Origin of the sequence: Nonomuraea sp. N2-4H (genome assembly GCF_045291505.1) — a bacterium.
Taxonomy (GTDB): domain Bacteria; phylum Actinomycetota; class Actinomycetes; order Streptosporangiales; family Streptosporangiaceae; genus Nonomuraea; species Nonomuraea fastidiosa.
This window is the reverse complement of sequence record NZ_CP147987.1, coordinates 6,999,505-7,021,633: the sequence shown is the minus strand read 5'-3', so window position 1 is coordinate 7,021,633 and position 22,129 is coordinate 6,999,505. Positions and strand designations below refer to the sequence as shown.

The 22,129-nt window shown below is 69.3% G+C and carries 21 protein-coding genes; 16 read left to right on the top strand and 5 right to left on the bottom strand.

Annotated features, from left to right (window positions below):
• Positions 1–269: 269 nt before the first annotated feature.
• The 8 genes from WBK31_RS32070 to WBK31_RS32035 all read left to right on the top strand — a co-directional run bounded on the left by WBK31_RS32070 (position 270) and on the right by WBK31_RS32035 (position 7,709).
• Complete coding sequence (locus WBK31_RS32070; protein ID WP_364063176.1) at positions 270–2,117, top strand: glycosyltransferase family 2 protein; 1,848 nt, start codon at positions 270–272, stop codon at positions 2,115–2,117.
• Between the two features lie 76 nt (positions 2,118–2,193).
• A complete protein-coding gene (locus WBK31_RS32065) occupies positions 2,194–3,219 on the top strand; it encodes an energy-coupling factor ABC transporter permease (RefSeq protein ID WP_364063179.1) in 1,026 nt (341 codons plus the stop codon).
• A 4-nt stretch (positions 3,220–3,223) separates the two neighbouring features.
• A complete protein-coding gene (gene cbiQ / locus WBK31_RS32060) occupies positions 3,224–3,979 on the top strand; it encodes a cobalt ECF transporter T component CbiQ (RefSeq protein WP_364063182.1) in 756 nt (251 codons plus the stop codon).
• Positions 3,973–4,710, top strand: coding sequence for an energy-coupling factor ABC transporter ATP-binding protein (locus tag WBK31_RS32055; RefSeq protein ID WP_378790171.1), 738 nt, complete (start codon positions 3,973–3,975; stop codon positions 4,708–4,710). Before cbiQ ends, WBK31_RS32055 begins: the two co-directional genes overlap by 7 nt.
• 292 nt (positions 4,711–5,002) lie before the next feature.
• Positions 5,003–5,341, top strand: coding sequence for an STAS domain-containing protein (locus WBK31_RS32050; RefSeq protein ID WP_043624827.1), 339 nt, complete (start codon positions 5,003–5,005; stop codon positions 5,339–5,341).
• A gap of 47 nt (positions 5,342–5,388) precedes the next feature.
• Positions 5,389–6,162: an SDR family NAD(P)-dependent oxidoreductase gene (locus WBK31_RS32045; RefSeq protein WP_406673609.1), complete on the top strand. Its 774-nt coding sequence runs from the start codon at positions 5,389–5,391 to the stop codon at positions 6,160–6,162.
• 6 nt (positions 6,163–6,168) lie between these two features.
• Positions 6,169–6,933, top strand: a complete 765-nt coding sequence (locus tag WBK31_RS32040; protein WP_406673608.1) for a crotonase/enoyl-CoA hydratase family protein — start codon at positions 6,169–6,171, stop codon at positions 6,931–6,933.
• 131 nt (positions 6,934–7,064) lie between these two features.
• Positions 7,065–7,709: a rhomboid family intramembrane serine protease gene (locus WBK31_RS32035; protein ID WP_364063195.1), complete on the top strand. Its 645-nt coding sequence runs from the start codon at positions 7,065–7,067 to the stop codon at positions 7,707–7,709.
• On the opposite strand, the gene WBK31_RS32030 is transcribed toward WBK31_RS32035, so the two are convergent.
• The 3 genes from WBK31_RS32030 to WBK31_RS32020 all read right to left on the bottom strand — a co-directional run bounded on the left by WBK31_RS32030 (position 7,706) and on the right by WBK31_RS32020 (position 10,795).
• A complete protein-coding gene (locus WBK31_RS32030) occupies positions 7,706–8,287 on the bottom strand; it encodes a TIGR00645 family protein (RefSeq protein ID WP_364063198.1) in 582 nt (193 codons plus the stop codon). The genes WBK31_RS32035 and WBK31_RS32030 overlap by 4 nt on opposite strands.
• 102 nt (positions 8,288–8,389) lie before the next feature.
• Positions 8,390–9,499, bottom strand: coding sequence for a phosphoserine transaminase (serC, locus tag WBK31_RS32025; protein ID WP_364063201.1), 1,110 nt, complete (start codon positions 9,497–9,499; stop codon positions 8,390–8,392).
• 189 nt (positions 9,500–9,688) lie between these two features.
• Complete coding sequence (locus WBK31_RS32020) at positions 9,689–10,795, bottom strand: citrate synthase 2 (protein ID WP_364063204.1); 1,107 nt, start codon at positions 10,793–10,795, stop codon at positions 9,689–9,691.
• 260 nt (positions 10,796–11,055) lie between these two features.
• On the opposite strand from WBK31_RS32020, the gene pdxH reads away from it, so the two are divergent.
• The 5 genes from pdxH (at position 11,056) to WBK31_RS31995 (ending at position 17,016) form a co-directional block, all read left to right on the top strand.
• Complete coding sequence (gene pdxH / locus WBK31_RS32015) at positions 11,056–11,733, top strand: pyridoxamine 5'-phosphate oxidase (RefSeq protein ID WP_364063207.1); 678 nt, start codon at positions 11,056–11,058, stop codon at positions 11,731–11,733.
• A 10-nt stretch (positions 11,734–11,743) separates the two neighbouring features.
• A complete protein-coding gene (locus WBK31_RS32010) occupies positions 11,744–12,979 on the top strand; it encodes an MFS transporter (RefSeq protein ID WP_364063210.1) in 1,236 nt (411 codons plus the stop codon).
• Positions 12,980–13,163: 184 nt separating this feature from the next.
• Positions 13,164–13,868: a metal-dependent transcriptional regulator gene (locus WBK31_RS32005; RefSeq protein WP_364068764.1), complete on the top strand. Its 705-nt coding sequence runs from the start codon at positions 13,164–13,166 to the stop codon at positions 13,866–13,868.
• A 123-nt stretch (positions 13,869–13,991) separates the two neighbouring features.
• Positions 13,992–16,211: a SpoIIE family protein phosphatase gene (locus WBK31_RS32000; protein WP_378786082.1), complete on the top strand. Its 2,220-nt coding sequence runs from the start codon at positions 13,992–13,994 to the stop codon at positions 16,209–16,211.
• A 16-nt stretch (positions 16,212–16,227) separates the two neighbouring features.
• Positions 16,228–17,016 carry an alpha/beta fold hydrolase gene (locus tag WBK31_RS31995; RefSeq protein WP_364068760.1) on the top strand — a complete coding sequence of 263 codons (789 nt, stop codon included), beginning with the start codon at positions 16,228–16,230 and terminating at the stop codon, positions 17,014–17,016.
• Here WBK31_RS31995 and WBK31_RS31990 read toward each other — a convergent pair.
• Positions 17,013–17,174 carry a hypothetical protein gene (locus WBK31_RS31990; RefSeq protein WP_364068758.1) on the bottom strand — a complete coding sequence of 54 codons (162 nt, stop codon included), beginning with the start codon at positions 17,172–17,174 and terminating at the stop codon, positions 17,013–17,015. The genes WBK31_RS31995 and WBK31_RS31990 overlap by 4 nt on opposite strands.
• A gap of 44 nt (positions 17,175–17,218) precedes the next feature.
• Positions 17,219–18,364: an acyl-CoA dehydrogenase family protein gene (locus tag WBK31_RS31985; protein ID WP_378786084.1), complete on the bottom strand. Its 1,146-nt coding sequence runs from the start codon at positions 18,362–18,364 to the stop codon at positions 17,219–17,221.
• Positions 18,365–18,581: 217 nt separating this feature from the next.
• Here WBK31_RS31985 and WBK31_RS31980 point away from each other — a divergent pair, with 217 nt between their 5' ends.
• The 3 genes from WBK31_RS31980 to WBK31_RS31970 all read left to right on the top strand — a co-directional run bounded on the left by WBK31_RS31980 (position 18,582) and on the right by WBK31_RS31970 (position 22,128).
• Positions 18,582–19,898, top strand: a complete 1,317-nt coding sequence (locus WBK31_RS31980) for a hypothetical protein (RefSeq protein ID WP_364068754.1) — start codon at positions 18,582–18,584, stop codon at positions 19,896–19,898.
• Positions 19,899–19,901: 3 nt separating this feature from the next.
• Entirely contained in the window at positions 19,902–20,678 is a 777-nt protein-coding gene (locus WBK31_RS31975) for a class F sortase (protein WP_378786085.1), read from the top strand.
• A gap of 142 nt (positions 20,679–20,820) precedes the next feature.
• On the top strand, positions 20,821–22,128 hold the full coding sequence (locus WBK31_RS31970; protein ID WP_406673607.1) for a hypothetical protein: 1,308 nt from the start codon (positions 20,821–20,823) through the stop codon (positions 22,126–22,128).
• Position 22,129 lies beyond the last annotated feature (1 nt).

Below are 22,129 nucleotides of genomic sequence, written 5' to 3'. Positions count from 1 at the left end.
CGCCTAACTGTAGACGCGTCAGGCTCTCGACGGGATCACCGTAGGCCCGCCGTGGTGGGGGAAAGCACCAGGCGGAGATGGATTCCTTCTCCCGGGTGGGAAATCACCATCCCTGAAACCCATTCGGCGCTGCGTGAATGAACTATTTGGCGGCCTTGCGGGGTCGTTTCGGCTTAATGCCGCGATTCTCCGGTCTTAGCAAAAGCATGGGGATGAAGACGAGCGATCGGCCTTCGCGCATGCCCGTACGCGTCACATACTGAATCGGGATGACGACGCGACGTGACTCTGGAGTGGTGGCGATGCCGGGGACAGGCAGCGATGACGACGCGGTCGACGTCAGCGTCGTCATCCCCGTGCACAACTGCCGGCCCTACATCGACCGGTGCCTCACCTCGGCGCTCGTGCAGCGGGTGAAGAAGGAGATCGTGGTGGTGGACGACGGCTCCACCGACGGCAGCGCCGAGCTGCTCGATTTGTACGCCTCCTACCACCCCGGCTGCGTCAAGGTCGTGCACATCGAAAGCAGCGGCGGCGCCGGCCGCCCGCGCAACGTCGGCATCGAGCACGCCACCGGCCGCTACGTCTTCTTCTGCGACGCCGACGACTACCTCGGCCCCGAGGCGCTGGAGCGCATGGTCTCCGTGGCCGACGCCAACTCCTCCGACATCGTGCTCGGCCGCATCGTCGGCCACGGCAGGCGCGCGCCGGTCTCGATGTTCCAGCGGAGCGCCGACCGGGTGAGCCTCGGCGACAGCCCCGTCTACAACAGCCTGAGCTGCTTCAAGCTCTTCAGGAGAGAGCTGCTCGAACGTCACCGCATCAGGTTCGGCGAGGGCATGCTCGTGGGGGAGGACATCCTCTTCAGCGTGCACGCCTACTGCCACGCCGGGCCGATCTCCATCGTGGCCGACTACGACTGCTACCACCTGGTGTCCAGGCCCGACGGCAGCAGCATCATGCAGCAGGCGGGCAGCAGGGACCCGCTGGCCTGGCTGGCGATGATCAAGGAGCCGATCCGGCTGATGGCCCGGCACGTCGAGCCGGGGCCGCTGCGCGACCACCTGCTGCGCCGGCACTTCAGGCTCGACGTCTTCACCCAGCTCGGCACCCCGTTCCTGGAGAGCGACGACGTGCGCAGGAAGGAGATCGCGCGCGAGGTCGCCACGCTCGTCGACGAGTGGTACACGCCGGGCGTGCACGAGCGGCTCAACACCATCGACAGGCAGCGGGCCGACGCGCTCGGCGACATCGACCGCCTGGTACGCCTGGCCCGCATCGAGAGCGCCACCGTGCGCCGCAGGCTGACCGGGCTGCGCTGGGAGGGCGACCGGCTGGTGGTGACGGGCGCGGCCCGCCTCGACGGCATCACCAGGGACGACGGCCTGACGGTGGTGCTGCGCGCCCGCCACGACCCCGGTACCGAGCTGGTGCTGCCGGTCGAGCGCAAGGGCGGCGAGTTCACCGTGCGGCTGGACGTCGGCGCGCTCGCGTCCGGTGTCTGGGACCTGCGGGTGGCGGTCGAGATCGAGGGCGTGATCCGGCTGGGGCGGCTCGGGGCCGACCGCGAGAGCGACCTCGGCAGGCCGCGCCCCCGGCTCATCGGCGGCGTCGTGGTGCTGCCCTACTTCACCAGGGACAACGGCAACCTCAGCATCGATGTGGGCGGCCACGTGGTGGCCGTGCCGGGCACGGCCAGGCTGACCAGGACGCGGTGGTCGCTCGGCCGGCGGCTGCTGATCGACGGCGAAGTCTCGGTGGCGGGCACCGCGCCGCAGGCGGCGGCCGTCAAGCGGCTGGTGTGGCGGGAGCGGCGCAGCGGCTGCGAGCGGGCCGAGCGGGTGGTGCCGCTGCCGGGCGGCGGGTTCACGGCGCGTCCCGCCGTGGGGCGGCTGGACCCGGGGACGTGGGATGCGTACCTGGAGCTCGATCTGGGCGGGCCGCCCGCGCGGTTCAGGATCGAGACGGGCGGCGGCACGGTGGCGGCTCCGAGCAGGTGGTGGACGGTGGCGCTGATGCGCAGCGTGCGGCCGTACGCGACGGCCGGCAAGGGGCGGTTGAGCGCGGTGGTCAAGCGGCTGACGGCCGAAAGTCTGGTGAAGAAACTGCTGCGCTAATTGCCACCTATGTGCAGGTGCAAGATGATGTCCTAAAGTTAGGACGGTTTGTCCTACCTGCTCACTGGAGGCAGCGGTGCACGTACCCGATGGCTTCTTCAACGCTGTGACCTCCGTCTCCGCCGGTGTCGTGGCCGCCGCCGGTGTCGCGGTGTGCCTGCGCGGCGCGCGGCGCGAGCTCGACGACCGGACCGCGCCCATGGCCGGGCTGGTCGCGGCGTTCATCTTCGCCGTGCAGATGCTGAACTTCCCGGTCGCGGCGGGCACCAGCGGACACCTGATGGGCGGGGCGCTGGCGGCGATACTCGTGGGGCCGTACACGGGCGTGTTGTGCATGGCCGTGGTGCTGCTCGTGCAAGGCGTGTTCTTCGCCGACGGCGGGCTGACGGCGCTCGGCGTCAACGTCACGATCATGGGCCTGGTCACCGTGCTCGTCGGCTGGGGCGTCTTCAAGCTGGTCACGGGCCTGGCCAAGGGCAAGGTCGTGATCGCCGCGTTCCTGGGCGCGCTGGTCTCGGTGCCGGCCGCCGCGCTGGTGTTCACGCTGCTGTTCTGGATCGGCGGCACCGCCCCGATCGAGGTGGGCGCCGTCGCCGCCGCGATGGGCGGCGTGCACGTGCTGATCGGCATCGGCGAGGCGGTCATCACGGCCCTGACCGTCGGTGCCGTGCTGGCCGTGCGGCCCGACCTCGTGTACGGCGCCCGCGGCCTGGCCAAGCCGCTGGTCCTGCGCGGCGCGGACGGCGAGACCACGGTGGCCGGGCAGCAGCCCGTGGCCCCGGCGCGCGGCGGGCTCAAGCCGTTCCTGCTCGGCGGTATCGGCGTGACGCTGGTGCTGGCCGGTGTCGTGTCGTTCTTCGCCTCGCCCGACCCCGACGGCCTGGAGGCGGTGGCCGAGAACAAGGGCTTCAGCGACCAGGCCGCCGACCACCTGTTCGGGTCGTGGGCGCTGGCCGACTACGGTGATGTGGGCGGCATCCCCGTGGGTGTGGCCGGGATCATCGGCGTGGGGCTCGTGCTGCTGATCGCCGGGGTCGTCGCCTACGCGGCGCGCGGCCGCGGTGAGTCCGCTGACCAGAGCCGGGACGAGATCAAGGCGTGAGACGTTGAGCGCGGGGCACCACCACCAGCTGTACCTGCCGGGCGATTCCGTCGTGCATCGGCTGCCGCCGCAGTGCAAGCTGCTGGCGGTCTTCGCCTTCGCCCTCGTGGTGGTGGCCACCCCGCGCGAAAGCTTCTGGGCCTTCGCCGCGTACGCCGTGCTGCTGGCCGGCGTCGCGGCGGCGGCCAGGGTCCCGGCGCTCTATGTGCTGCGGCGGATGGCGATCGAGGTGCCCTTCGTGCTGTTCGCCTTCCTCATCCCGGTCATCGGGATGGGGGAGCGCACCACGGTGCTCGGGCTCTCGCTGAGCGTGCCCGGCCTGTGGGCGGCCTGGAACATCCTCGCCAAGGCCACGCTGGGCGTGGTGGCGTCCATCCTGCTCGCGGCCACGACCGAGCCGCGCGCGATCCTCATGGGGGCGCAGCGGCTGCGGCTGCCGAGCCTGCTGGTGCAGATCGCGATGTTCATGCTCAGGTACCTCGACGTGATCGTGGACGAGATGCGGCGCATGCGGGTGGCCAGGGAGTCGCGGGGGTTCGAGGCGCGGAACTTCCGCCAGATCCCGGTGCTCGCGCGGTCGGCGGGCGCGCTGTTCATCCGCTCGTACGAGCGGGGCGAGCGGGTGCATCTGGCGATGCTGAGCAGGGGATACGCGGGCAGTATGCCGATAATTCATGACATGACGGCATCCGTACGCCAATGGGGCCTCGCGCTGGCCCTGCCCGCCATCGCACTCGCAGTGTTGGGACTCACCTGGTGAACTCACTCGAAGTCCGGCAGCTCGCCTACGCCTACCCGGACGGCACGCAGGCGCTGTTCGGCGTGGACCTGACGATCGCCCGCGGCGAGCGTGTCGCCCTGCTCGGCCCCAACGGCGCCGGCAAGACCACGCTCGTCATGCACCTCAACGGCATCCTCACCCCGGGGCACGGCACGGTCACCGTGGCCGGCACCCCCGTCCGCAAGGACACGCTGAAAGAGATCAGGCAGCGCGTCGGCCTGGTCTTCCAGGATCCCGACGACCAGCTCTTCATGCCGACCGTACGCGACGACGTGGCCTTCGGCCCGGCCAACGCGGGCCTGCGGGGCGAGGAGCTGGACCGGGTGGTCAAAGACGCGCTGGAGCGCGTCGGCATGCTGGAGTTCGCCGACCGGCCGCCGCACCACCTGTCGTTCGGGCAGCGCCGCAGGGTGGCGGTGGCCACGGTGCTGGCGATGGCGCCGGAGATCCTGGTGCTCGACGAGCCCTCATCCAACCTCGACCCGGCCGCGCGCAGGGAGCTGGCGGAGATCCTGCGCTCGCTCGACGTGACGGTGCTCATGGTCACCCACGACCTGCCGTACGCGCTGGAGCTGTGCGAGCGCTCGGTCATCCTGTCCGGGGGCGTGATCGCCGCCGACGGGCCCACGCGGGAGCTGCTGGCCGACGCCGAGCTGCTGGCGCGGCACCGGCTGGAGCTGCCGTACGGGTTCGCCATCCCGGCGGCCTGAGCCTTGAGCCGTGCCTGCGGCCTGAGGCGCGGCCTGAGCCTTGAGCCGTCCCGGCGGGCTGCGACGCCGCCTGAAGCCGTCCCTGCGGCCCGGAGACGTACCTGGAGCCCCCGCTGGCGCTCGGGTTGGAGCAACCGGCCCGAGATGGGTAAAAACCCTGAGCGTGGTTCTTGACGGGGCGTTTGGTGCGCGTTTAGGCCCGCCTTGTCCCTCAACATCCGACTTTTCGTAGTTTGTGCATGCCCGCTATCCGGGGATGTCGAAGTACAGTGGCTCATCGAGGAGGGGCCCAATGAAGCTGCGGCTTGCGCGACACGCCCTGGGTGACGCCGTGGTGGTGGCCGTCGAGGGAGAGCTTGACCTGTTCACCGCGCCGTTCCTGCGCGACGAGGTACGCGACGCCATCAAACAGGACGGCGCGCGGCTCGTGCTCGACCTGCAGCAGCTGTCGTTCATGGACTCGAGCGGCCTGTCCGTGCTCATCGAGGCATGGCGGCTGGCCACGGGCGAGGGCGGCGGCGTCTCCCTGGCCGCGCCCCAGGCCCCCGTCGCCCGCATCCTGCGCACGACCGGCCTCGACCGCCGGATCAAGGTCTACTCCGACGTCGACACCGCCGTGGGCGAGATTTAGCCGCCCCTGAGTAGAACTTCATTCGGTCTGCGGTTAAGGTCCCGGTTATGGACGTGAACGGATCTGCAGCAATCATCTCCGGCGGCGCCAGCGGCCTCGGCGAGGCGACCGCCCGCGAGCTCGCCCGTGCCGGCGCCACCGTGGTCATCGCCGACCTCAACGAGGAGCGCGGCAAGGCCGTCGCCGACGAGATCGGCGGCGTCTTCGTCAAGACCGACGTCTCCGACACCGAGCAGGTGCAGGCGGCCGTGGACGCCGCCGTGGCCACCGGCAAGCCGCTGCGCGTGGTCGTCAACAGCGCCGGCATCGGCTGGGCGGAGCGCACGGTCAACCGCGAGGGCAACCCGCACAACCCGGCCTCCTACCGCAAGGTCATCGAGGTCAACCTGATCGGCACGTTCAACCTCATGAGCATCGCCGCGGCGGCCATCGCCAAGACCGAGCCGGCCGACGCCGACGGCCAGCGCGGCGTGGTCATCAACACCGCCTCGGTGGCGGCGCTCGAAGGGCAGACCGGGCAGCTCGCGTACTCGGCGTCCAAGGGCGGCATCGTGGGCATGACCGTGCCCGCGGCGCGCGACCTGTCGGCCATCGGCGTACGCGTGAACACGATCTGCCCCGGCATCATCGACACCCCGATCTACGGCTTCTCGCCGAACGCCGAGGAGTTCAAGGCCAAGCTGGTCGCGCCGGTGGTCTTCCCCAAGCGCATGGGCCGCGCCGACGAGTTCGCCCACCTGGTCAGGTCGCTCATCGAGAACGACTACATGAACGCCGAGGTCATCCGCTTCGACGGCGGCATCCGCTTCCAGCCCAAGTGAGGTCCCGTGTCTGACGAAGTGCTCGTCGAAGAGTCTGGCAATGTGGCCATCATCACCATCAACCGCCCCAAGTCGCGTAACGCGATCAACGGGGCGGTGGCCAGGGGCATGGCCGAGGCGCTGGACGCCCTGGACGCACGTCCTGACATCTCCGCGTACGTCCTGACCGGGGCGGGCGGCACCTTCTCCGCCGGTATGGACCTCAAGGGCTTCCTCAGCGGTGACATGCCCGTGGTCGAGGGCCGCGGCTTCGGCGGCATCACCGAGGCGCCGCCGAAGAAGCCGCTGGTGGCCGCCGTCGAGGGCTACGCCCTGGCGGGCGGGTTCGAGCTGGCGCTGTCGTGCGACCTCATCGTGGCGTCGTCGGAGGCCAAGTTCGGGCTGCCCGAGCCGAAGCGGGGGCTCGTGGCGGGCGCGGGCGGCATCATGCGGCTGCCCCGGCGCATCCCGTACCACGTGGCCATGGAGATCGCGCTGACCGGCGACCACTACCCGGCATCCCGCCTGTACGAGCTGGGCCTGGTCAACCGCGTCACCGAGCCGGGCGCGGCGCTGGACGGCGCGCTTGAGCTGGCGAAGAAGATCGCCGCGAACGCGCCGCTCTCGCTCATGGCGACCAAGCGGGTCGTCATCGAGTCGCAGGACTGGTCGCTTGACGAGATGTTCAAGAAGCAGGCCGCGATCGTGAATCCGGTCTTCGCCTCCAAGGACGCCATGGAGGGCGCGGCGGCCTTCGCCGAGAAGCGCGCGCCCCAGTGGAAGGGCGAGTGACCGCGTCCGACCGCGTCTGATCACGTCGTCCCCTCCCGGTCGGCCACGAAACGGGAGGGGAACGCCTTAGCGCGCACATGGCTCTACCTGGATACCGTAAAGAGAGAGGAGACGACCCACCGGGAGAGCGCATGAGCGACTATTCGGGTTCCAGGTTCGAGTCCGCCAAGCGCGGCGCCGGAGCCCTGCTGTCGGGTGCCCTGAGCGCGCTCATCGTCATGGTGTCCATGCTGGCCGTGATGTGGCTCGTGGAGGGTGTCGACTTCTTCCTCGGCGGCACCCTCGACTACGAGTACGGCATCAGGGGCTGGGACGCCGACGGCCTGCTCGGCATCCTCTTCGCGCCGTTCCTGCACGTCGGATTCGGCCATCTGATGGCCAACTCGCTGCCGCTGCTCGTGCTGGGCTTCCTGGCGGGCCTGCGCGACATCCGTAAGTTCCTCTGGGCCAGCGTGCTGATCATCTTCATCGGCGGCATCGGCACGTGGCTGCTGAGCGACCCGATGACCTACACCGTCGGGGCCAGCGGCCTGGTCTTCGGATACTTCGGGTTCATCGTGGCGCGCGGCGTCTTCGACCACCGGCTGCTCGACATCATGATCGCCATCGGCGTCGGTGTGGCCTACTGGGGCATCCTCGCGGGCGTGCTGCCCAACCAGCCGGGCATCTCCTGGCAGGGACACCTGTTCGGCCTCATCGGCGGCGTGGTGGCGGCCTGGGTGTTGCGCCGCAAGCGCGAGCTGCCGCCCGCCACGTCGTATCCGTACCTGGGCTAGATATGCGAGCGGGTGTGCTCGGCCGGCGATGACGACAGCAGACGGTCGATCCAGGCCAGGCCGAGCGCCGAGACCACGAACGCCAGGTGGATGAACGTCTGCCACATGATCTTGTCGTTGGGCATCTCGCCCGCCCTGATGAACGTCTGCAGCAGGTGCACCGACGAGATGCCGACGATGGCGGTGGCCAGCTTGACCTTCAGCACGTTCGCGTTGACGTGGGAGAGCCACTCGGGCTCGTCGGGGTGGCCGTCGAGGTTGATGCGGGAGACGAACGTCTCGTAGCCGCCGATGATCACCATGATGAGCAGATTGGAGATCATCACGACGTCGATCAGCGCCAGCACGGTGAGCATGACGACGGCCTCCGGCGAAGTGCCGTCGGACGGCTGCGTGCCGTGCAGGAAGACGCCTTCGATGAGGTGCCACAGCTCGATCGCGAACTGCCAGACATAGACCGCCTGGGCCACGATGAGGCCGACGTAAAGGGGGACCTGGAGCCAGCGGCTGGCGAACATGAGGTAACCGAGGCTCTTCTGCCGTGCGGTCCCCTGGCCGAACGAGGGCTTGTCGGGCAAGGACGTTCCTAGTCGTGAAATGTCGAGGAGTGATGGACAGGGGTAGCAAGAGGCCAGCACCGAGGATTCGGTGCTGGCCTTGGATCGGGCGCTGAGACGCCGCTAGAGGCGCTCGACGACGTAGTCGATGCAGGTGGTCAGAGCCTCGATGTCGGCCGGGTCGATGGCCGGGAACATCGCGATGCGCAGCTGGTTGCGGCCCAGCTTGCGGTAGGGCTCGGTGTCGACGATGCCGTTGGCGCGCAGCACCTTGGCCACCGCCGCGGCGTCGACGTCGTCGTTGAAGTCGATCGTGCCGACCACCTGCGAGCGGAACTCGGGCGCCGCGAACGGGGTGGCGAAGGACGACTTCTCGGCCCACGTGTACAGGCGCGAGGCGGAGTCGGCCGTACGGGCGGTGGTCCAGGCCAGGCCGCCGTTGCCGTTCATCCAGTCGAGCTGGTCGGCCAGCAGGAACAGCGTGGCCACGGCCGGGGTGTTGTAGGTCTGGTCCTTCGCGCTGTTGTCGATGGCGACGGGCAGGCTGAAGAACTCGGGCACGTAACGGCCGGTCGCGGCGATCTCCTCGACCCTGGCCAGGGCGCGCGGCGACATGATCGCGATCCACAGACCGCCGTCGGAGGCGAAGCTCTTCTGCGGGGCGAAGTAGTAGACGTCGGCCTCGTTGAGGTCGACGGGCAGGCCGCCCGCGCCGGAGGTGGCGTCGACCAGCACCAGCGAGTCGTCGGAGCCGACCCGCTTGATCGGCATGGCCACGCCGGTCGAGGTCTCGTTGTGGGTCAGCGCGTAGGCGTCGACGCCGTCCTCGGCGACCGCCTCGGGGTGGGTGCCGACCTCGGACTTGATCACGCTCGGCTCGGCCAGCCAGGGCGCCTTCTTGGTGACCGCCGCGAACTTGGAGGAGAACTCGCCGAACGACAGGTGCTGCGACTTCTCGCGGATGAGCCCGAAGGCCGCGATCTCCCAGAACGCGGTGGTGCCGCCGTTGCCCAGCACGACCTGGTAGCCCTCGGGCAGCGAGAACAGGTCGGCGAGGCCCGACCGGACGCGGCCGACCAGGTTCTTGACCGGCTTCTGGCGGTGCGAGGTGCCCATGACGCTCGCGCCGGACTCGGCGAGCGCGGCCAGCTGCTCCGGGCGAACCTTCGAAGGCCCGCAGCCGAAGCGGCCGTCGGCGGGCTTGATGTCAGCGGGAATCACGATGTCAGCCACGTAACGGAGCCTACCGACCTGCGTGGACTGGCTCGTACGCGGTCCGGATTCTGAGACCCCCGGGCGCGTCACCGCCGCCCGGAGGCCGTTCGGAAGAGCCCTCAGAGCCGTCCAGGGCTTCAGGAAACGAGGAACGGCTACCGCAGGGCCGGAGAGCCGCGCGGTAGCCGTCAGCGGGGGATGTGCGAGTCAGAACTTGCCGACGACCTCGTCGGCCCCTGGGACGTCGGTCAGCGGGCGCGAGGCCGGGCCGACGTACTTGGCGCTGGGGCGGACCAGCCTGCCCGTGCGCTTCTGCTCCAGGATGTGCGCGGCCCAGCCGGCCGTGCGGGCGCAGGTGAACATGGAGGTGAACATGTGGGCGGGCACCTCGGCGAAGTCGAGGACCACGGCGGCCCAGTACTCCACGTTGGTGGCCAGCACCCGGTCGGGCTTGCGGGCGTGCAGCTCCTCCAGCGCGGCCTGCTCAAGGGCGGCGGCGACCTCGTAGCGGGGCGCGCCCAGCTCCTTGGCGGTGCGCCGCAGCACGCGGGCCCGCGGGTCCTCCGCGCGGTAGACGCGGTGGCCGAAGCCCATGAGGCGGTTGCCCTTGTCGAGCTCGCTCTGGACGTACTTCTTGGCGTCGCCGAGCTGCTCGACGCCTTCGATCATGTGCAGGACGCGCGCGGGGGCGCCGCCGTGCAGCGGGCCCGACATCGCGCCGACCGCGCCGGACAGCGCGGCCGCCACGTCGGCGCCGGTGGAGGCGATGACGCGGGCGGTGAACGTGGAGGCGTTCATGCCGTGCTCGGCGGCGGAGGTCCAGTAGGCGTCGATGGCCTTGACATGCTTGGGGTCGGGCTCACCGCGCCAGCGGATCATGAAACGCTCGACGATGGTCTTGGCCTCGTCCACGCGGCTCTGCGGCACCATCGGCAGGCCGAGGCCGCGCGCGGACTGCGCGACGAAGGACAGGGCCATCACCGACGCGCGCGCGAGCTGGTCGCGCGCCTCCTCGTCGCTGATGTCGAGCAGCGGCTTGAAGCCGTAGGCCGGAGCCAGCATCGCCAGCGCGCTCTGCACGTCGACGCGGATGTCTCCGGAGTGGACAGGGATGGGGTACGGCTCCGCCGGGGGCAGGCCCGGCTGGAACGCGTTGTCGACCAGAAGGCCCCAAACGTGCCCGAATGGGACACGGCCGACCAGCTCTTCGATGTCGACGCCCCGGTATCGAAGGGCGCCCCCTTCTTTGTCCGGTTCCGCGATCTCGGTCTCGAAAGCTACGACGCCTTCGAGGCCGGGTTTGAAGTCGGACATTCTCGGCCGCCTCCCTTTCTTGCCATGTTTCGGCAACGCGATGCTCTGCCATGTCGCGGCCGCCGCAGGGGTCTCACAGTCGTTCTCCCCTCGTGCTGGCCCGCTATGTTGATGTCGAGATACCGGCGGGTCAATTTAACCCCCTCCCAGGTCGTGGTCGGTCTCCGGACCCGCCGTTCGGGCAAAGCCCCTGGTCGAAGGCTGGGTCGGACTTTGGGGGACGACCCGCTGGCAAGCGGACCCATCATGTGATCCGCCGCATGAGCGCGCAAGAATACCGTCTCGTGGATGCCACCCCGCGCCCGCCCATGCTGGCGGGGCTTCGCCGTACGTACGAGGGCGAGCCGCTGCTCGAATCGGACCTCGCCGCCGACCCGATCACGCAGTTCACCGCCTGGTTCCAGGAGGCGCTCGACGCCGGGCTGCCCGAGCCCAACGCGATGGTGCTCGCCACCGCCTCCGCGGGCGGCCGGCCGAGCGCCAGGACGGTCCTGCTCAAGGGCTACGACGAACGCGGATTCGTCTTCTACACCAACTACGAGTCCCGCAAGGGCCGCGACCTGGCGGAGAACCCGCGCGCGTCCCTGCTCTTCCCCTGGCATCCGCTGCGCCGCCAGGTCCGCGTGGAGGGCACGGTGACGCGCATGTCGCAGGAGGAGTCCGCCGAATACTTCAACTCCCGCCCGTACGGCTCGCGCATCGGCGCGTGGGCCTCGCGGCAGTCGGCGGTGGTGCGGTCGAGGGAGGAGCTGGACGCCCGCTACGAGGAGCTGGCGGCTCGCTGGCCGGAGAACCCTCCGGTGCCCGACTTCTGGGGAGGCTTCCGCGTCTACCCCCTTGAGGTGGAGTTCTGGCAGGGGCAGCTCGACAGGATGCACGACCGGCTCCGGTACCGGCGGACACGACCCGGTTGGGTTCTGGAGAGACTTGCCCCTTAGTGTCTCTTAAGTGCAAATCGGGGATCTGGTCAAGCGTCATTTCGTCGATACGCGCCCGCTGGGCGTCCCGGCCTACCGGCGGATCTGGGCCGGCCAGACCGTCTCCAACATCGGAGTGCACGTCACCGTCATCGCGGTCGGCCAGCAGGTCTTCGAGCTGACTCAGTCCTCGTTCTACGTGGGGCTGATCGGCATGGCCAACCTGATCCCGCTGGTCGTCTTCGGTCTGTGGGGCGGAGCCATCGCCGACGCCGTCGACCGGCGCAAGCTGCTCATCACCGGCTCGCTCATCGCCTGGACGGCCACCCTGTTCATCTTCGTCCAGGCCCTGCTGGGCCTGGGCAACGTCTGGCTGATCCTCCTCGCGGTCGCGGTCAACTCCACCGGCTTCGCGATCACCGGGCCGACCAGGGGCGCGATCATCCCGCGCATCCTGGGCGCCGAGCTGGTGCCGGCCGCGAACGCGCTCAACTCGCTCGTCTACAGCATGGGCGCGGTCGTCGGCCCGATGATCGGGGCGATCGCGATGACCGGCGGCGGGTTCGCGGCGGCGTACGCACTCGACGCCGTGCTCTTCACCGCCAGCCTTTACGCGTCGCTCAAGCTGCCCCCGCTGCCCCCGCTGGGGAAGGTGACCAGGCCGGGGCTCAAGTCCGTGATCGACGGCTTCAGCTTCATCGCCAAGAGCCCCGTGCTGCTGATGTCGTTCGTCGTGGACATCATCGCGATGGTCCTCGCCATGCCCAGGGCGCTGTTCCCCGAGCTGACCGCCGAGCGCTTCGGCGGCTCGGAGCTGGCGCTCGGCTGGATGACCTCGGCCATGGGCATCGGCTCCGTGGCCGGCGCGCTGTTCTCCGGCTGGGTCGGCCGCGTCAAACGGCAGGGGGTGGCGCTGTCGATCATCATCGCCGTCTGGGGGCTCGCGGTCGCGGGCGCGGGGCTCGCGCACGACCTGTGGCTGGTGGTGCTGCTCATGGCCGTCGGCGGCGTCGCCGACGTCATCTCCTCGGTGTGGCGGCAGTCGATCCTGCAGCTCTACGCGCCCGACGAGATGCGGGGGCGGCTCCAGGGCGTCTTCCTCGTCGTGGTGGCCGGCGGGCCGCGCCTCGGCGAGCTGCGGGCCGGCGCGACGGCGACCGCGTTCGGGCTCACCGGGGCCTGGGTGGGCGGCGGGCTCGCCTGCGCCGTCACCGTGCTCATCGTCGGGTTGTCCGTACGCGGCTTCCGCGAATACCGCGCCCGCTAGCGCATTGCCGCCGTTTCCGTAATGAGCGGCGGCCGGGCGGCCGGGAACGAACCCGGCCGCTCAATTGTTTGCTTCCTTAACCGTCCCCGGCCGTTCTCCCCATAGGGTTCGTGTGACTTCTGCGCCCGAGTTCGACGGGCTCAGTCCCCACCTCGAACGGCGTACCATGCAGTTGGGAGGAGCCTTGACCGCACACGGCCTGATCGATACCACGGAGATGTATCTCCGCACGATTTACGAGCTCGAAGAAGAGGGCATCGTCCCCCTCCGGGCCCGCATCGCAGAGCGCCTTCAGCAAAGTGGCCCCACTGTCAGCCAGACCGTCGCCCGCATGGAGCGCGACGGGTTGGTCCGCGTCGAAGGTGACCGTCACCTCGCGATGACCGAGCTGGGGCGCACGCTCGCCACCCGCGTGATGCGCAAGCACCGCCTCGCGGAATGCCTGCTCACCCAGGTCATCGGCCTGCCCTGGGAAGAGGTGCACATCGAGGCGTGCCGCTGGGAGCACGTCATGTCCGAGTCCGTCGAGACGCGGCTCGTGACGCTGCTCGACAACCCGACCGTCTGCCCGCACGGCAACCCGATCCCCGGCCTGGCGGAGCTGGGTGCCCGCGAGCCCGCCGAGACCGGCGACGACGCGCTCGCCACGATGAGCGAGCTCGCCGCCAACGGCGATACGGCCGTCGTCGTGCGCCGAATCAGCGAACAAGTGCAAAGCGATCCCGCTGCGATGCTTAAACTCAAGCAAGTTGGGATACAACCCGGACGCGAGGTGACGCTCGCGGCGAGCGACGACGGTGTACGGGTGACAGGTGACGGTGACGCGAACGAAACTCCTGCGGAACTCCCCCGCGATATCGCCGCGCACGTTTTTGTCTCCAAGCGCTGACGCGCGCGCGGCTACTTGGTTGAATCCCTCTAGGGAGGCCCTCCACTCTCCCCTGGCCAAGACTGTTGCAGGAGTGCCCGTGGTCCGTCGTGCAGACACGCCACCCCGAGGAGTGGTCTCCGGATGAAGCGTTGGGGGGATCTGTCACAAGAAGCGGCCGATCACCTGGCTGCCGGGGCCGTGCTCGACCAGGCCGAGATGGCGGTCATCGTCACCGACCGTTTCAGCAATCTCCTCTACTGGAACCCGTTCGCCGAAAAGCTCTTCGGCACGCAGGACAGGTCGCCGTCGCGTGACTCGTCGCTGTCCCTCGGGATCCTGGAGAAGGACCACCCGGTCGCCGTCGAGCTGGCCAAACACGTGCTCAACGGCGGCGTCTGGGAGGGCACGTTCGACGTGCGGCGCGCCGACGGCACGATCGTCTACGTCCGGGCGCAGGCGGTGCCGCTGCGCCACCCCTCGGGGCAGGTGACGGGCATCGTCCTGACGGCCAGGGAGGCGCTGCGCAGCAACGAGCGGGAGAAGGACCGCTTCGGTCTGCTGGAGCGCATCGGCGAGCGGCTGGCCGGCTCGCTGTACGTCGAGGAGACGCTCAAGCGGGTCGCCGAGATGCTGGTCCCCCAGTTCGCCGACCACTGCTTCATCGAGCTGATGGAGGGCGACCGGCTGGTCCGCCGGGTCTCCCAGCACGTACAGGGGTGGACGCCGCCGTCGGGCACATGGAAGCCGGTGGGGGCGGAGATCCGCTACCCCTCCGGCCACTACGCCGACACCGCGCTCCGCCGCCAGGAGACGATCCTGGTCGAAGACTTTTCCCGCAGCCGCTACCCCGCGCCCCACGAGGGCAGCGCGCGGCTGTGCGGCGAGATCGGCATGACCTCGGCCATCGTGGCGCCGCTGCTGGTGCGGGGCGAGACGCTGGGGCTGATGTACCTCGGGCTGTCCAACCTCACCGACCGCCGCAGCCCCCACTACGACGCCTTCGACCGCGACTTCGTGGGCGCCATCGCCACCCGGGTCGCGCTCGCGATCGACAACGCGCTGCTCTTCGAAGAGGAGCGCCACACCGCCGAGTCTTTCCAGAAATACCTGCTGCCGCGCGCGCTGCCGCAGCTCGACGGCCTGCAGATCGCGGTGCGCTACTACCCGGCCGCCCCGCTCGCCTCCCACGGCCAGGGCATCCAGACCCAGGTCGGCGGCGACTGGTACGACGTCATCCCGCTGTCGGCCGGCCGCGTCGGCATCGTGATCGGCGACGTCGAGGGCAGAGGCGCCAAGGCGGCGGCCATCATGGGCCAGCTCAGGGCCGCGCTGCGGGCGTTCGCCCAGGACGACAAGTCGCCGGCCGACATCCTGGCCAGGCTCGACGAGTGGACCCGCATCATCGCCACCCCCGAGCAGGACGACAAGGGCGGCGAGGTCAGCATCCCGCCGATCGTCACCTGCCAATACCTGGTCTACGACGCCTGGTCGCGGCAGCTGTCGTTCGCCAACGCCGGGCACGCGCCGCCGCTGCTGCTGGTCGACGGCGAGTGCCGCGAGCTGGAGATCGAGGAGGTCGGCCAGCCGCTCGGCGTGCGCGCCAAGGGCCTGCACGCCGACCTCGTCTACAAGGAGGAGACCCGCACGCTCCCGCCGGGCGCTGCGCTGCTGCTCTACACCGACGGCCTGGTCGATCGCCGGCCCAGCCGCGACGGCACCTCGCCGAGCGAGGAGGAGACGCTCGGCATCCTGTGCGAGAAGCTCTCCAAGCTGTCCGGCGCCGAGGTCGAGCGCATCGCCGACGCCGCCACGGTCGCGGTGCCCGGCGAGATCGACGACGACATGGCGATCCTCGTGGTCCGCTCCAGCGACGTCGATCTCGACGTCGAGTCCCGCACCTTCCCCGCCCAGCCGATCATGGTCGGCGAGGCGCGGCGCATGGCCGCGGAGGCCTTCGCGAGCTGGAACGTCCCTGAAGAGCGGGCCGAGCTGGCCTGCCTGCTGGTCTCCGAGGTCGTGACCAACGTGGTGCTGCACGCCGCCGCCGCGGGCGTGCCGCGCAGGGAGCTGGTCGTCGAGGGGCCGCCGCTGCCGTTCGAGGAGTCGTGGGACGTCCCCGGCCTCGAAGAGGAGGAGGTCGGCGACAAGGAGTTCACGCTGCGGCTGCGCAGGGGCGCGGAGTCGGTCTGGGTCGAGGTGTTCGACCAGGACCTGCGGCTGCCCCGCATCCGCAGCGCGGGGGAGAACGACGAGGGCGGGCGCGGCCTTTACCTGGTGGATCAGCTCGCCAGGCGTTGGGGCTCGCGTCCTACCAGGGAAGGCAAAGCCGTCTGGTTCGAGATTCCCACGCGCGGCAGGTGAGTGTTCTACTGGCGCAATGGACCTGGCCTTCGAACGACGGGGCTCCGGCGCGCCGCTGATCCTCATCCACGGCATCGGCCACCACTGGCAGGGCTGGCTGCCGGTGCTCGACCGGCTGGCCGCCGCCCGTACGGTGATCGCGCTCGACCTGCCCGGGTTCGGCGCGTCGCCCCGCCTGCCCGACGGCGTCCCCTACACCGCCGAGTCGCTGGCGGACGCGGTCGAGTCGTTCTGCGCGCGGCTCGGCGTACGCGAGCCGCACGTCGCGGGCAACTCGCTGGGCGGCTACATCGCGCTCGAGCTGGCCTCGCGCGGCGTCGTGAGCTCGGCCACCGCGCTGTCTCCCGCCGGGTTCTGGTCCCGCTCCGAGCTGCTCTACTGCCAGGCGGTGCTGCGCGCGCTGCGCGCCACGGCCCGCTCGCTGCCGGCGGAGCGGCTCGCCAGGACGGCGGAGAGCCGCTACCTGCGTACGGTGTCGGCCGGCGTCATGGTCGCCCGCCCCGGACGCCTCGACCCCGCCGCTCTGACCGCGGCCACCGAGGCGCTGGCGCGCTCGACCGGGTTCGACGAGACGCTGGAGTCGTTCGCCGGACTGATGCCGCCCGCCCCGCCCAAGTCGCCCGTCACGATCGCGTGGGGCGAGCACGACCGGCTGCTGCTGCGCCGCCAGGCCGTACGCGCGGCGCGCTGGTCGGGTCAGCGGGTGAAGCTGCTCAAGGGCTGCGGCCATGTGCCGATGAGCGACGACCCTGAACTGGTGGCCGGGGTCATCCTGGGGTCATCCTGCGGGGCTGGTGCGCGCTAGATCTTCGTCTGGCCCCAGAGCAGCAGCATGACCAGGATGAACACGATCATCACACCGGCGTAGCCGACGGGGCCGAGGCGGATCGCCCGGCGCACGCGATTGAGGCCCCAGGCGAACAGCAGTGCCAGGAAGATCAGGAGGATCAGGCCGCTGTCCATGCTGTCCAGTATGCGGCGGAATCGGGGTTGCCGCGCTGAAGGCGTCAGAATTGGAAGGATCGGCCGATGATCTCCTTCATGATCTCGGTGGTGCCGCCGTAGATCGTCTGCACGCGGCTGTCCAGCCACGCCTTGGCGACCGGGTACTCCAGCATGTAGCCGTACCCGCCGTGCAACTGCACGCAGCGGTCGACGACCTTGTTCTGTAGCTCGGTCGTCCACCACTTGGCCTTGGCGGCGTCCACGGCCGTCAGCTTGCCGTCGTTCAGCGCGAGGACGCACTTGTCCACGTAGTGGCGGGCGATCTCGGTCTCGGTGGCCAGCTCCGCCAGGACGAAGCGGGTGTTCTGGAACGAGCCGATGCTGCGGCCGAACGCCTGGCGGGTCCCGCAGTACTCGATCGTCTGCTCAAGCACCGCCTCCGCCGCGGCCACCGCCGCCACCGCGATCGACAGGCGCTCCTGCGGCAGGTTGTTCATGAGCTGGAAGAAGCCCTCGCCCTCCTTGGGGCCGAGGCGGTTGGCCACGGGGACGCGGACGTTCTCGAAGAACAGCTCGGCCGTGTCCTGGGCTTTCATGCCGACCTTGTCCAGGTTCCTGCCGCGTTCGAAGCCCTCCATGCCCCGCTCCACCACGAGCAGCGTGATGCCCCGCGCGCCCGCCTCCGGGTCCGTCTTGGCCACCACGACGACGAGGTCGGCGTTGATGCCGTTCGTGATGAACGTCTTCTGCCCGTTGAGCACGTAGTGGTCGCCGTCGCGGACCGCCGTGGTCCTGATGCCCTGAAGGTCGCTGCCCGCGCCCGGCTCGGTCATGGCGATCGCGGTGATCAGCTCGCCGCTCGCGAAGCCGGGCAGCCAGCGCTGTTTCTGCTCGTCATTCGTCAGATCGACGACGTACGGGGCCATGACGTCGTTGTGCAGCGAGAAGCCGAGGCCGGTCGCGCCGTGGCGCATGATCTCCTCGACGATGATCGCGTTGTACCGGAAGTCCTTGACGCCCGCGCCGCCGTACTCCACCGGCACCGAGAAGCCGAACATGCCCAGCTCCCCAGCCTTCTTCCAGACCTCGCGCGGCACGATGCCGTCCTTCTCCCATCGGGGGTGGTGCGGCACGACCTCGCGGGCCATGAACTCGCGGACGGTCTCGCGGAAGAGCAGGTGCTCCTCGTCGAAGAGGTCACGCTCCATCAACGCCTCCCGGGCCAGAACTCCATTCTGTTACCGCCACGTATACCCGCTTTCGCAGACTCGTGGGGGACCCGGACACGGGTTCATCACAAGTGCTGGAAGGAGGGGGAATCAGCATGTGTTGCGGTGTTTCCCGCCATAAGATCTACCCTCGGTCTATTTGTGGGTGATCGGAGTCTCCGTGAGTCGGTGGCGCAGGGTTTTGATCGCCGGATCGGTGAGCTTAGCGGCAACGGCGGCATTCGTCGCGACGTCCACGATTCCCGGCCAGGCCGAGTCCTCGCTGGTCATGAAGTACCACTGCACGGGCGGCATCGCCGGTGCGGGCGTCGATCTCGAAGCACGCATGACGCCGCAGATCGAGTCGGGCACCATGAACGTGCGCTGGGACATGAAGTACACGAGCGTGCAGCGGTTCGGCTCGCCCGGCTTCTTCCCCGAAGGGTCCTCGCTCGACCTGGAGGGCACCGTCGACGTCAGCGGCGCCTGGGTCGGCCAGCTCCGGCCGAGGGGCGGCCAGCCGCAGGGCGAGCTGGTGCCCGGTGACTTCCTTGACCTGCCGGAAGGTCTCTCCGACAACGCCTCGATCACCCGTGCGGGGAATATCCGCTTCAAGCCCGGCAAACTGACCGTCCGCTTCACGCCCGCCGAGGGCGAGGCCATGGTCAACAACTCGGAGTCCGAGGTCACCTACACCGGCACGTGGCGCTCGCGGTACACGGGCAACGAGTACGACGACTACAAGCACGACATCAACGTGACCAGGGAGAAGGACGCCACGGCGCGTCTGGACTTCGTCGGCACCCAGGTCGCCTACATCGGCCGGCGTGAGAAGGACCTGGGCCCGGTCAGGGTGCTCATCGACGGTCAGCACGTCACCGACGGATTGGTCGAGCCGGGCAAGGACCGCAGCGGCAACCCGATGACCGGCACCGAGACCCAGCAAGTGCTCTGGACCTCGCCGCCGCTCAAATACGGCCCCCACTGGATCGAGGTCATCAACACCGAGGACAAGCGCGCCTACGTGGACGCCTTCCAGGTGACCACCAGCGGCATCAGCGAGCCGCCCGAGTACGGGGAGGCCACCTGCGAGCTTCAGGGCGACCCCGGTGCCATCGACGTCAACGTCCCCGGCCCCACCACGGACCCCACGGACGACCCGACCGAGGACCCGACTGAGGACCCCACCGACGAGCCCACCGACCCCGGTGAGGACCCCAATGACCCGAACGACCCTGGCCAGGACGGTGACAACAACGACGTCGGGACCATCGGCGAGCACGTGAGGGTGGTGCCGCAGGCGTCGAGCAGCACCTCGTCCAGCCCGACGAGCACCGGCCCGACCGCGACCAAGTACTACCGCGCCCAGGTCGCCAAGACCCCCAGCGGTGGCGTGGAGACCGGCGTGGCCCCCGACGAGGACGACCGGCCGCCGTACGGACTGATGGCTACCGGAATGGTCGTCGTGGCGGGCAGCGCCGGCGGCGGGCTGCTGTTGCGGCGGCGGCGGGCCGCGCACGCGGGAGGTGCGTAAGCGATGACCGAGCAGAAGACCCCGATGCAGCGGGCGATGCCCGGCCTGCTCGTCGCCGGTTCGCTCGGCGGTGTCGGCCTGGTCATGGTGACCCTGCTGTCGCTCGCGCCGCCGGTGGACGACGGCTCCGAGCCGCGCGTGGTGGCGCAGGCGGAGCCGACGACGGTGGAGATGCAGAACGCGGGCGCGTTCGTGCTCCCGCCGACCGTCGGGCCCGGTGGCAAGAACGTGCCCCTGACCCCGGCCCGCCTGGACGCGCCGCCTCCGCCGGCGGCCGCGCCGATCGTCCCGGCCATCCCCAAGCCCAAGACCAAGACCACGCGGGTGCGGCCGACCCGCATCAAGATCCCCAAGATCAAGGTGAACGCCCCGATCGGCGCGGTCACGGTGGACAAGAAGGGCGCTCTCGGCACGCCGCCGCTCAATCGGCCCAACAGGACCGGCTGGTACAAGTACTCACCGGTCCCCGGCGAGGCCGGTCCTGCGATCATCAACGGCCACGTCACCACCCGCAGGGGCCCCGCCGTCTTCGACCGCCTGCGCGAACTGGCCAAGGGCGACCACATCTACGTGTACCGATCGGACGGGAAGGTCACCCGCTTCACGGTCAGCGGAATCGAGCAGGCCAGCAAGAACGCGTTCCCGACCAAGCGTGTCTACGGCAACACCAAGGACGCCCAGCTCAGGCTCATCACCTGCGGTGGGGTCTACAACAAGAAGACCCACCACTACACGGACAACATCGTGGTGTACGCGACGCTGTCCAAGAAGAAGGGGTGAGTGTGGGAAAGTTGGGGTGGATTCGCCGGTTTACGGGAAGTTGACCGAGACAGTTCGTAGGATCTCTACCTGACCGTGACCAACGGCTGGAATTCTGGCACGACTGTTGACACCGCTGTGAAACGGAGAAGGACCCGTGCTTATGTCCCAGGTGGGGCGCCGCCTCGCCCAGAAGACGTCCGCATTGGGGCTTGCAGGCACGCTCGCGGTCTTTGTCGGCTCGGTTTTTGCGCTGTCGTCGCCGGCTGAGGCCGCAGCAGCAGAGCCACTGAAGATGACCTACACGTGCTCGGGTGGCTACCTGAGCAGTAACTCGATGGTCTTAACCGCGACTCCTCCCACGTCGGTGGAGCCGTCCAAGCCCGCGACGATCGAGTGGACCTTCTCCCCACTGACCGCCACCAAGGCGATCGCTGCCAATGCCGCAGTCACCACCAGCGGCGGTGACCTCTCCGTGACCGGCGGTACCCCCACGACGCTGGAGGGCTCAGGAAGCGGGACAGCGACGACGGTCAGCCAGGGCGGCACATATACGCCGCCGAAGATGACTGCCACGGTCAATGTGACTGCGACGACGGGCGGCAATCTCGTCTTGAAGGTGGGCAACGCGCCGGTGACCATCACCGTGGCCGGCGAGCGAACGACTTGCACCTTCAGCTCCGCCACGCCCACTGAGACCTCGATCCCCGTCCAGACGGGTAGTAACAACGGCGGCACCGGCACCGACGTCGTCGAGTACAGGTGTGTCGGCCCGGAGACGACCGACACGCAGGATGTCGAGATCAAGGTGGAGCTGACCATGCCCACCTCCGCCAGGGTCAACCAGCAGTTCGCGATCAAGTGGAAGGGCACCTACACGACCGGCAAGGAGCTGACGGCTCCCAGCGGGCAGACGCTCAGCCCGAAGATCTTCGCTTATGCGTCCTTGACCGGCATCACCGGCCTGAGCTCCGCGACGGGTGAAGGTTCGACGGGCACGATCACGGCCAACAGTCCGATTCCGCTTCCCACCACGGCCATCGACGTCAAGGCCACGGCCAGCGCGGCGGGCACGGTCACGGTGAAGCCATCGAAGGTCAACTTCGGCGCGAACAGCCGCACCGGTAACACGCCGATGATCGAGTGCACCGTTCAGAACGAGGCTGACCTGAAGACTTACACGTTCACGGTCAGCAACAGCACCACCAGTCCGACGCCGAGCCCGAGCCCGACCACGACCACCCCGCGTCCGACGCAGACGCACACCGCGACGGTGACGATCACGCCGAGCGCCACCCGTTCGACCAGCACCCCCACCAGGAACTCCAAGACCCCCAAGGCGGGCGCGGACACCGGTGCGGGCGGCATGGCGGGCCCTGACGGGCGGCTGTTCATCCTGACGGGCACCGCGCTGGTGGCGGCGGCCGCGATCGGCGGGCTGGTCCTGCGCCGGCGCTCGATCAGGAGCTGAT